3 protein-coding genes, 1 tRNA gene, 2 rRNA genes, 3 pseudogenes and 1 riboswitch are annotated in these 10,907 nt (G+C 50.5%); of the genes and pseudogenes, 6 read left to right on the top strand and 3 right to left on the bottom strand.

The genetic code is table 11. The features are described from left to right. Window positions 1–66: 66 nt before the first annotated feature. The 4 genes and pseudogenes from rrf (DZ54_RS0115580) (at window position 67) to metA (ending at window position 1,677) form a co-directional block, all read left to right on the top strand. A 5S ribosomal RNA gene (rrf, locus tag DZ54_RS0115580) occupies window positions 67–182 on the top strand. Window positions 183–299: 117 nt separating this feature from the next. Continuing rightward, window positions 300–375: transfer RNA gene (locus DZ54_RS0115585), tRNA-Thr, on the top strand. 7 nt (window positions 376–382) lie between these two features. Further along, window positions 383–498: ribosomal RNA gene (gene rrf / locus DZ54_RS0115590) — 5S ribosomal RNA — on the top strand. A 232-nt stretch (window positions 499–730) separates the two neighbouring features. Then, window positions 731–1,677, top strand: a pseudogene (gene metA / locus DZ54_RS22475) (homoserine O-succinyltransferase MetA). A gap of 39 nt (window positions 1,678–1,716) precedes the next feature. Here metA and DZ54_RS0115600 read toward each other — a convergent pair. After that, complete coding sequence (locus tag DZ54_RS0115600) at window positions 1,717–3,009, bottom strand: cation:proton antiporter (protein WP_025675083.1); 1,293 nt, start codon at window positions 3,007–3,009, stop codon at window positions 1,717–1,719. Between the two features lie 188 nt (window positions 3,010–3,197). On the opposite strand from DZ54_RS0115600, the gene metH reads away from it, so the two are divergent. After that, entirely contained in the window at window positions 3,198–6,857 is a 3,660-nt protein-coding gene (gene metH / locus DZ54_RS0115605) for a methionine synthase (RefSeq protein WP_025675085.1), read from the top strand. A 36-nt stretch (window positions 6,858–6,893) separates the two neighbouring features. On the opposite strand, the pseudogene lysC reads toward metH, so the two are convergent. Beyond that, window positions 6,894–8,235: pseudogene (gene lysC / locus DZ54_RS22480) on the bottom strand (lysine-sensitive aspartokinase 3). A 142-nt stretch (window positions 8,236–8,377) separates the two neighbouring features. Continuing rightward, window positions 8,378–8,565, bottom strand: a riboswitch (Lysine riboswitch). Between the two features lie 191 nt (window positions 8,566–8,756). Here lysC and DZ54_RS22485 point away from each other — a divergent pair. Further along, window positions 8,757–9,889: pseudogene (locus DZ54_RS22485) on the top strand (pyridoxal-phosphate-dependent aminotransferase family protein). On the opposite strand, the gene DZ54_RS0115625 reads toward DZ54_RS22485, so the two are convergent. Then, window positions 9,886–10,803, bottom strand: a complete 918-nt coding sequence (locus tag DZ54_RS0115625; protein WP_025675089.1) for a Wzy polymerase domain-containing protein — start codon at window positions 10,801–10,803, stop codon at window positions 9,886–9,888. The pseudogene DZ54_RS22485 and the gene DZ54_RS0115625 sit on opposite strands and share 4 nt — an antisense overlap. Window positions 10,804–10,907 lie beyond the last annotated feature (104 nt).

Below are 10,907 nucleotides of genomic sequence, written 5' to 3' on the forward strand. Positions count from 1 at the left end.
GGTTGGACTCGAAATAAGCCAGTTGATTGTGGCGAGAACGAACAGCTTTCTAGATTACCGAATTTGCTTGGCGACCATAGCGCTTTGGACCCACCTGACTCCATGCCGAACTCAGTAGTGAAACGAAGCAGCGCCGATGGTAGTGTGGGGTCTCCCCATGTGAGAGTAGGACATCGCCAGGCTCTCCATTACCTAATTAGAGCTGAGTATTAGGCTGTAATTAGTAAAAATTAATCATCAAAGCTGATATGCGTAAGACTTTGATGATAAAAAATAAGTAAAACGTTGATAACGATTTTGCTGATATAGCTCAGTTGGTAGAGCGCACCCTTGGTAAGGGTGAGGTCGGCAGTTCAAATCTGCCTATCAGCACCAGAATTTTCTTGGCGGCCATAGCGTAACGGCACCACCTGAACCCATGCCGAACTCAGAAGTGAAACGTTGCTGCGCCGATGGTAGTGTGGGGTCTCCCCATGTGAGAGTAGGTCACTGCCAAGAGCTATTTTAAGCCCCCCGCATTTGCGGGGGGCTTTTTCGTTTCTGGTTCTTTCTAAATTGTATCTTCTTATCTACATACCTCATCTTTTTGTCTCGCGCTTTCGGTAGATTTCACTATCCCTACCCACAAGGGAAAGTCTCAACGTTGATTATTGCTTGAGCTTCATCGGGCACTAGGTTATGTTGTTAGATATCTGGACGTCTAAACATCTTTAATCTTTAGGAGGCAGTGATGCCGATAAAAATCCCGGATCAGCTCCCCGCCACTAACATTTTGCGTCGAGAAAACATTTTCGTCATGTCGCAGACGCGCGCGGTGAGTCAAAACATTCGCCCGTTGAAGGTGTTGTTACTCAACTTAATGCCAAAAAAATAGAAACTGAGACGCAATTTATGCGTTTGCTCTCTAACAGTCCTTTACAAGTTGATGTCGAGCTTTTACGCATTGATAATCGGCCCAGTAAGAACACACCAACGGAGCACTTAGATACCTTTTATCGACAGTTTGAAACCGTGCGTGAACGCAACTTTGATGGCCTTATCGTTACTGGTGCGCCACTAGGTTTGGTTCAGTTTGAAGATGTGATTTACTGGGAGCACTTGCAAGATGTGATGAATTGGGCACATCAGCATGTCACGTCAACCCTATATGTTTGTTGGGCAGCTCAAGCGGGCTTAAAGCTCCTTTACGATTTACCCAAAAAAACGCGCAAAGAAAAATTATCCGGCGTCTATCGGCATCAGATCAATGAAGCACTGGCCACCCATCCTTTATTGCGTGGATTTGATGATAGTTTTCTCGCGCCTCACTCCCGGTATGCGGACTTTTCGCCAAGCTTTCTTGATGAACATACGGATCTCGATATTTTAGCGACCTCTGCACAAGCGGGCACTTACCTGGCCGCTACCAAGGATAAACGGAATGTATTTGTGACGGGGCACCCCGAATATGACTCACATACGTTGCATCATGAATATCACCGCGATCTTGAAGAAGGGATGGAGCCCGTTGTCCCTATTAACTATTATCCTGATGATGACCCGTCTCAACCGCCGTATGTCAGTTGGCGGAGTCATGGACACTTACTCTTTGCCAATTGGTTAAATTACTGTGTTTATCAGCTGACACCGTTCAATTTGGACGAATTTTCACAATTTAACTTTACCCTCGATGAATAAAAAAAGGCGCCTCATTGGCGCCTTATTGGGGAAGGATACTTAAACGCGTGGATTGTCCATTTCCTCTTGGGCGGCATTGGCTTTATCGACCATGCCTGTCATGGTCGAACCTTGCACCAGAATAGAGAAGACGACCACCGCGTAGGTCATGACGAGTATCAACTCACGTACGTCTATGTTTTTCTCAGGAACGACCATGACGCCAGCCGGCACTGCCATGGCCATGGCAAGGGCTAACCCACCTCTCAGGCCTCCCCAGCTTAAAATACGGACGGCCCAAGGGTTGTATTGACGAAAGCGGTTGAAGCCGAAATAACAGGCTTTCACACTGAGATAACGCGCGAACAGTACAACAGGCACAACCGCGACCATAATGATCCAGTCTTCCTTATGAAAGCCAATCTGAAGTAGACTGATCCCGATCAATAAGAAAAGTAAGCTATTAAGAAACTCGTCAACCAATTCCCAGAAGTGATCTAGGTGATCCTCACTCTCTTTGGAAAAACCAATAAAGCGTGTCCAGTTGCCGATCATAATCCCAGACACCACCATCGCGAGCGGACCTGACACATGTAACATATCGGCCAGCACATACCCTGCGCTTGGAATAGCCAGTGTCAGTAGCAGTTCCATTGAATGGTCATTGGTCGCGCAGATTAAGCGGTGGAATAGGTAACCTAATATCAGACCGTATACAACCCCACCGATTGCCTCTTGCAAGAACAATGCAATCGTACCGCCGAGTGTCGGGTCGCTGTCGCCAAATGCCAGGGTAAAAAGCGTCACAAAAATAACAATACCGACCCCGTCATTAAACAGCGACTCCCCTTCAATTTGGGTGGTGATCCGCATTGGTGCCTGTAACCGCTTGACGATTGCCAACACGGCGATGGGGTCGGTTGGAGAGATCAGCGCGCCAAACAGTAAACAATAGATAAAATCAAACGGAATACCGATCAGTTGGAAGATGCTCCAAATGCCGGCACCCACCAAGGAAACAGACACCAAAAGCCCGCCGAGTACGAGCGTTGTAATTTCCCATTTTTGATCAGAAAAATGAGGAAGCTTGACACCAATACCACCTGCGAACAAAAGGAAACCGAGTACGCCTTTGAGTAAAAAGGTATCAAAGTGGATATCAGTCAGTATTTGTTCCGCCATTGCTTTTAACGGAATCGCTTGATATTGACCGATTATGACGATGATAAGAGAAAGGAGCAGAGAGCTGGCGGTGATCGCGATCGTTGTTTGTACCCTGCTGATTTTGCTATTAATGAACGCGATGATGATGGCGGCGGCGGCCAAAAAGCTGAGGATAGCGTAGGTTGACATACATCATTCCTAATGCGGCTAGAGAGTGGAAGAAAGAGTGTCAAAATATTAATGGAAATCGTCGCCAAAACGAACAGCAGATTTGAAATAGATCAATATTAATTCATTTAAATAGACGTCTAGATTTCCAAATTGGCTGTGATAGGATAAAACTATCGCAATCAGGACGGTGATATCACGGGGTAAGAATGGATCGATTAGCACAGCGTCTCGCTGAGTATATTTTGGTGATCGATGGTGGCATGGGCACCATGATTCAGGGATTGGCATTGACGGAAGCTGACTATCGAGGGAAACGCTTTAAAGATTGGCACTGTGATGTCAAAGGTAACAATGATCTTTTGGTACTGACTCAGCCAGAAAAAATTGCGGGTCTGCACAGCGACTATTTAGCAGCCGGCGCGGACATCATAGAAACCAATACCTTTAATGCGACCCAGATAGCGATGGCCGATTATGACATGCAGGCACTGAGTGCGGAGATAAATTTAGCCGCTGCGCGTCTTGCTCGTGAGGAGGCTGACCGCTGGACGGCGAAAACCCCAGAAAAACCCCGCTTCGTGGCTGGCGTTCTCGGACCCACAAACCGCACCTGCTCTATTTCGCCGGATGTGAACGATCCTGGCTTTCGCAATGTGAATTTTGATCAGTTGGTTGAGGTGTATGCAGAGTCGACCGAAGCGCTGATCGATGGTGGTGTGGATCTCATCATGCTGGAAACCATCTTCGATACCTTGAACGCTAAAGCCTGTGCGTTTGCAGTAGAAAAAGTCTTTGATGCCCGTGGTGCTCGCTTACCGATTATGATCTCCGGCACCATCACGGATGCCTCTGGGCGTACCTTGTCCGGACAAACAACTGCGGCGTTCTATCATTCTTTACGCCATACTGAACCGCTATCTTTCGGTTTGAACTGTGCTTTAGGGCCGGCTGAATTACGTCAATACGTCAAAGAGCTCAGTGAGATTTGCGAAGGCTTTGTTTCGGTCCATCCCAACGCGGGCTTACCCAATGCGTTTGGCGAATATGATCTCTCGCCTGAAGAGATGGCGACACACATTGATGAATGGGCCGCCTCTGGCTTTATTAACTTGGTGGGCGGTTGCTGTGGTACCACACCGGAGCATATCCAAGCCATCAGCGAAGTGGTGGCCAAGCACGCGCCTCGCACACTCCCTTGTCACCCGGTTGCATGCCGCTTGTCTGGGCTCGAGCCACTGACCATTGATGCTGATAGTTTGTTTGTGAATGTTGGCGAACGCACCAATGTCACCGGATCGGCGCGTTTTAAGCGTTTAATCGTCGAAGAACAATATGACGACGCGCTTGAAGTGGCGTTACAACAAGTGGAAAACGGCGCACAAATCATCGATATCAATATGGATGAAGGCATGCTGGATGCGCAGCAGGCCATGGTACGCTTTCTCAATCTTTGTGCGGCAGAGCCCGATATTGCCCGTGTGCCAGTGATGATTGATTCGTCGAAATGGGAAATTATCGAAGCGGGGCTTAAGTGCATTCAAGGCAAAGGGATTGTGAACTCTATTTCTCTTAAAGAAGGGGAAACTGCCTTTATTCAACAAGCTCGACTGGTGCGCCGCTACGGTGCTGCTGTGATTGTGATGGCGTTTGATGAACAAGGCCAAGCCGATACCCGTGAACGTAAAGTTGAGATTTGTACGCGCGCGTATCATCTGCTGGTCGACCAAGTCGGCTTTCCGCCTGAAGACATTATCTTTGATCCTAATATCTTTGCCGTCGCCACTGGGATTGATGAACATAATAACTACGCCGTTGATTTCATCAATGCCGTGGAGGACATCAAACGCACCCTGCCTCATGCGATGATTTCGGGTGGAGTGTCAAACGTCTCTTTCTCGTTTCGCGGTAATAACCCAGTGCGTGAGACGATCCATGCGGTGTTTTTATATCACTGTATTAAAAACGGCATGGATATGGGGATTGTCAACGCAGGGCAATTGGCGATTTATGATGATCTCCCGGAATCATTGCGGCTAGCCGTCGAAGATGTGGTACTGAACAAGGATGACGAAGCGACCGAGCGTTTGTTGGCGTTGGCTGACAGCTACCGAGATCGCGGCGAAAACGACGTAGCAGAAACCGCAGAATGGCGCGGCTGGCCGGTGAATAAGCGTCTTGAACATGCATTGATTAAAGGCATTACTGAATTTATCATCGAGGACACGGAACAAGCACGCCAAGCCGCGAGTAAGCCGCTAGAAGTCATTGAAGGCCCGCTGATGGCAGGCATGAATGTGGTAGGGGACTTATTTGGTGAGGGTAAAATGTTTCTCCCTCAGGTGGTGAAATCGGCCCGAGTGATGAAGCAGGCAGTGGCCTACCTGGAACCTTACATCAACGCGGAAAAGCAGCAAGGCCAAACCAACGGTAAAATCTTACTCGCCACAGTAAAAGGTGATGTGCATGACATTGGCAAAAACATTGTCGGCGTGGTGCTGCAATGTAATAACTTCGAGATCATCGATCTGGGTGTCATGGTACCAACTGAAAAAATACTGTCGGTCGCACGTGAAGAACAAGTTGATATTATTGGCTTATCCGGCCTTATCACACCGTCTTTGGATGAGATGGTGAATGTCGCCAAAGAAATGGAACGCCAAGGGTTTAATATTCCGCTTCTGATTGGCGGTGCAACCACCTCCAAAGCGCACACAGCCGTCAAAATAGAACAGCACTACCAAGCACCTGTGGTGTATGTATCCAATGCTTCGCGTGCAGTTGGCGTCTGTGCGTCGTTATTGTCGCCAGCCCAATTTCCAGACTTCGTTGCGCGGTTACAAAAAGAGTATGTCTCGGTACGCGAACAGCACCAACGCAAAGCGCCTCGTACTCCGCCTGTGACCCTGGAAGCGGCGAGGGCGAACAAATGGCAAACCGATTGGGCGAACTACACGCCGCCACAGCCATTGAAGCCGGGGGTGCATGTTTACGATGATGTGTCGATTGCCACGCTTCGCCAGTATATCGACTGGACCCCCTTCTTTATGACCTGGTCCTTGAGTGGAAAATTCCCGGCGATTTTGGATCACGAGTTGGTGGGCGAAGAAGCACGCCGCTTGTATGCGGATGCCAACGCCTGGCTCGATCGGTTTGAGCACGAAGGCTTGATCGCCGCAAAAGGGGTGTGTGGCGTCTTTCCTGCCAATAGCATTGAAGATGATATCGAGGTGTATACCGACCCATCACGGCAAGCGGTGGGCACGGTACTGAACCATTTACGTCAGCAAACCAAAAAGCCGCGTGGCGCCAACTATAGCCTTGCTGATTTCATTGCCCCCCATACCAGTAAGCAACCCGATTGGATCGGCGCCTTTGCGGTCACTGGTGGGGTGGGCGAGCATGAACTGGCCGCTACCTATAAGGCACAAGGTGATGACTACAACGCGATCATGATCCAAGCGGTAGCTGATCGCTTAGCCGAAGCCTTTGCGGAATACCTGCATCAGCAAGTCCGTATGAAGCTTTGGGGTTACGCGCCCGATGAAACGCTCGATAATGATGCATTGATCCGCGAACAATACCAAGGGATCCGGCCGGCCCCGGGTTATGCGGCGTGCCCAGAGCACAGTGAAAAAAGCAAAATCTGGCAGTTGCTCTCAGTAGAAGCGTACACAGGGATGACACTCACCGAAAGTTATGCCATGTGGCCGGGTGCGTCTGTCTCGGGGTGGTACTTCTCGCATCCAGACGCTCGCTACTTTGCGGTCGCCAAGATCCAAGCGGATCAATGCGATAACTATGCCGCCCGTAAAGGATGGTGTCGCGAAGAAGCGGAAAAATGGCTTGGGCCTAATTTAAACGGCTAACGAAAAAAGCCAGCACATTGGTTGTGCTGGCTTTTTTTACTCAAATAAGTCAGCATGTAGCCGCTGAACCACATCAGTGGCGTCGTGATCCTCGACCACCACACATACATTGTGATCGCTGGCACCATAGCAAATCATGCGCAGTTTATGTTGAGCAAGGGCGCTAAACACCGGGAACGTCGCGCCCGGCGTATGATTCATGTTGTTACCAATCAGCGCAACAACCGCCAGATTCGTGCAGATATTCACCTGGCATAACCGGGTAAGCTCGGCGACGGCAGCCTCCGGCAGCTGCGGCGCGTCACCCTGGGTATGGGTTTGATCTAAGGTCAAAGAGACACTGACCTCTGAGGTAGTGATTAAATCCACTGAGATTTCAAAACGTGCCAAGATCTCAAACACTTTGGCCAAAAACCCATAAGCATGGAACATGTTTAAGCTGGTCAATGTCACCATGGTTTGGTTACGTCGCAAGGCCACGGCGCGAAACAGCGGTGCCGTATGCGCTTGCTCGCGAATCCAGGTCCCGCCTTGTTCAGGGGCGTTCGCCGCCCCGACAAACACCGGAATATGCTGGCGCACGGCAGGGACTAAGGTCGATGGATGTAAGATCTTGGCGCCAAAGGTCGCCATTTCCGAGGCTTCGCTAAAGCTAATTTCACTGATAGGACGAGCACGGTCAGCAATCCGTGGGTCCGTGGTATAGATCCCGGGTACGTCGGTCCAGATTGCCAAGCTTTTTGCACCAATCGCCTCCGCGAACAAGGCGGCACTGTAGTCACTGCCGCCACGGCCTAAGGTGGTGGTTTGCCCGTTGGCATCGGCACCAATAAATCCTTGGGTGACCACGAGATGTGTCGCTAATCGGGGGAGTAACTGGTCTTGGCACTGCGTTTTGGTTTGCTGTGGGTCAGGCAGGGCACAGCCGAATTGACTATCGGTGCGCAGTAATGCGCGTGCATCGGCCCTCACCGTTGCCATCCCTCGGCTGTTGAGCAAATGGGTAAAAATATGGGTTGAGATCAGCTCACCACAAGCGACCAACGCATCCGTTAACGCCGAGCTGGGGGTAGAGGCCGCGGTGTTTGCATGCTCCGGTCATCGCGTGGTGCCAGTGATCAACCGCCACCTGCGTGTCTTGGCAAGCGGGAAGCTGGGTTAATATGGCTTGATGGATAGCGGTGATGGCAGCCAGTTTGTCTTGACGTGCTTGCGGGTCGTTGACGCCTTGAGCCAGTGCGACTAAGTGATTGGTGACGCCTGCGCATGCACTGATCACCACTAAGCGTGTGTGTGGGTTTTGTTCGATAACATCGGCGCTTCGCTGCATCGCATCTAGCGTTCCGACACTGGTGCCGCCAAACTTAGCGACCGACATTGGTGGTAGTGGGTTCACGTCCTTTTTCCCCTCTCATCATAAAAATGGGTCTCAATCAATTCATCGTGGGGAACATCAGAAGTCACATCGTGACCGCGGTAGCGGACCGCAAAAAAGAAGGAAGAGCAAACGGCAGGCAGGTACTGCCAGAAGCGCTCCACCTGTCTTCCTATATGGATGACAAGTGACAGCCTGAAGGATTCAGCCTTCTAGGCCGGCAGCGTTTCGCCCCCAAGCTTACGCCGCCTCGGCATTGTCTCCCCTGATTATCACACCTTGGAGTGGGGCTCCGTATGATAACTGCCTGAGAAATGCACCTCTTCTGCATGTTCAGTCACGGGTCATCCCGTGAACAGTCTTTACATTACGGGCGAGACAACGGGGTGTCAACTGAGTTTTATCATCGTTAGCGGTTTGGAAAATTGTCCTGCGATCACACAGTTCGCGTGCTAGATGATAGGGATGTGGCGAAAAAATATGCTATAACGGTCAACCCTCTGTACCAACAACAAGGAAACGTTATGGCGCGTTCAATTTCTGATATTCAATCTTTTCAGCCCGTTGCTCGTACGCTGATGGGGCCGGGTCCCTCAGATATTTATCCTGCTGTGCTACAAGCATTAAGCCGCCCTACCGTGGGACATCTTGATCCTCTATTTATTGCCATGATGGATGAAGTGAAACAACTGCTTCAATATGCATTTCAAACCGAGAACCCTTTCACCCTTGCGATCTCGGCGCCAGGCAGTGCCGGGATGGAAGCCTGTTTTGTTAACTTGGTTGAACCGGGTGAAAAGGTCATCGTGTGTCGCAATGGCGTGTTTGGCGATCGCATGCGAGAAAATGTCGAGCGTTGCGGCGCGACGGCGGTGATGGTGGACGATGCCTGGGGGGCGCCCGTTAGCCCGGAAAAAGTGAAACAGGCGCTGAAAGATCATCCGGATGCCAGCACGCTTGCCTTTGTTCACGCTGAAACCTCGACCGGTGCTTGCTCCGATGCGCAAACACTGGCTAGATTGGCACGTGAGCACGGCTGTTTAACCATTGTGGATGCAGTGACGTCACTCGGCGGCGTGCCATTAAAGGTCGATGAATGGCAGTTGGATGCAGTGTATTCCGGTAGCCAAAAATGCTTGTCGTGTGTCCCTGGCTTATCACCCGTTACCTTCTCATCGCGTGCCGTGGCCAAAATGCAAGCGCGTACCCATAAGGTACAAAGCTGGTTTCTCGATCAAGCTTGGTGCTTGGTTATTGGAGCGGGGAAGGTAAACGCAGCTATCACCATACCGCGCCGGTCAATAGCTTGTATGCCTTGCATGAGTCTTTATTGCGGCTTTATCAAGAAGGGCTTGAAAACGCATGGCAACGTCATCAAGACATGCATCAACACCTCAAAACGGGGCTGGATGAACTCGGGATCACGTTTGTGGTTGAGTCGCCTTATCGGTTGCCGCAGCTTAATGCAGTCACTATTCCCGATGGTGTGGACGATGCGGCCGTGCGCCAGCATCTACTCAATACCTATAACCTCGAAATTGGTGCTGGATTAGGCGATCTCGCGGGTAAAGCGTGGCGCATTGGTTTAATGGGCTATGGGGCACGGCATGAGAATGTTGCGCTGTGCCTTAAAGCGTTAGAAAGCGCATTACGCTAATGCGTTGACGCGGCGGGCAAGGTATGGCGAGTGGTCCAGACTTTGCTCGCTTGCGGATATAAGTAGCGCGCTTCTTGTTGAATATCCCGCGCGCGTTGATGATCACCAATTTGTAATGCAATCTGATACGCGTGCTGATAGCCAGAAAAGCGTGGGCGCTGGGCCACTTGACGGAGTAAGTCATCTAAGTGCTGGTGGCGTTCGACATCGGATAGACGCACTAAATTAGCTTGAAAGCGACGGTCTTGTTGTGCCCAATGCAGTTTTTGCTGCCACCATGGGTGCTGCTGATATAGAGCAAAGCGCTGTGAACTTAATAAGGAGTCGCGCAGATAGCGATTGGCCAAATAAACGGATGATAGGCTCAGCAAAGTGGCGAGCACTAACGCTGTGATCACGGTACGACTCGCAACACGCTGGCTATAGCGGTGAGAAAACATGGGATAACGGCGATATTTACTGGTTAAATTGTCTAACCAATATAACCAAATCAGTAATAGTACGCCGTTAAACCATTGTGTGCCGCTGGCTGGATAAATCATCAGGCCTGTCAGAGGTGGCAACACCAGGGCGATCAATATCCTACGAGTGCCTGATGGTGCACGTAAAATGCGAAGTGTCAGCGCGGCCAACACCACCAAGTAACCGAAGGCTACGAGCATCCCCCCTTCAAGTAACCACAGCAGCAAAGCACTGGGTAACGTCACTGGACCAGGGTGATGAGGTTGTGAGGCGGACAGCAATAATAGGGTAGACGGACCATTGCCCATGCCCACACCAAAAAATGGCGCCATTTGCCATTGCTGCCACGCGAGCATGAGTGCGCGTTGATCGTCGGCGGTGAACCATTGCCAATTGTCTTGGCCACTGAGACCAAATACCGCCAATAATGCCCCTGCCGAAATAGCGATCATCACATGCGATGTTGGCGTCGAGAGGCAAATCGGGCTAAGGATGACACTTWGTTGTTAAGCCAATTCGCGACCAAGAGGGCGAACACCGAATCAAATAACGGCTT

Source organism: Salinivibrio socompensis S35, from assembly GCF_000513715.1.
GTDB lineage: Bacteria > Pseudomonadota > Gammaproteobacteria > Enterobacterales > Vibrionaceae > Salinivibrio > Salinivibrio socompensis.

What these genes read in the sequence shown, in the direction of transcription:
- DZ54_RS0115600 (WP_025675083.1), bottom strand. Translation starts at nt 3,009, where the DNA reads ATGTCAACCTACGCTATCCTCAGCTTTTTGGCCGCCGCCGCCATCATC.
- metH (WP_025675085.1), top strand. Translation starts at nt 3,198, where the DNA reads ATGGATCGATTAGCACAGCGTCTCGCTGAGTATATTTTGGTGATCGAT.
- DZ54_RS0115625 (WP_025675089.1), bottom strand. Translation starts at nt 10,803, where the DNA reads ATGATCGCTATTTCGGCAGGGGCATTATTGGCGGTATTTGGTCTCAGT.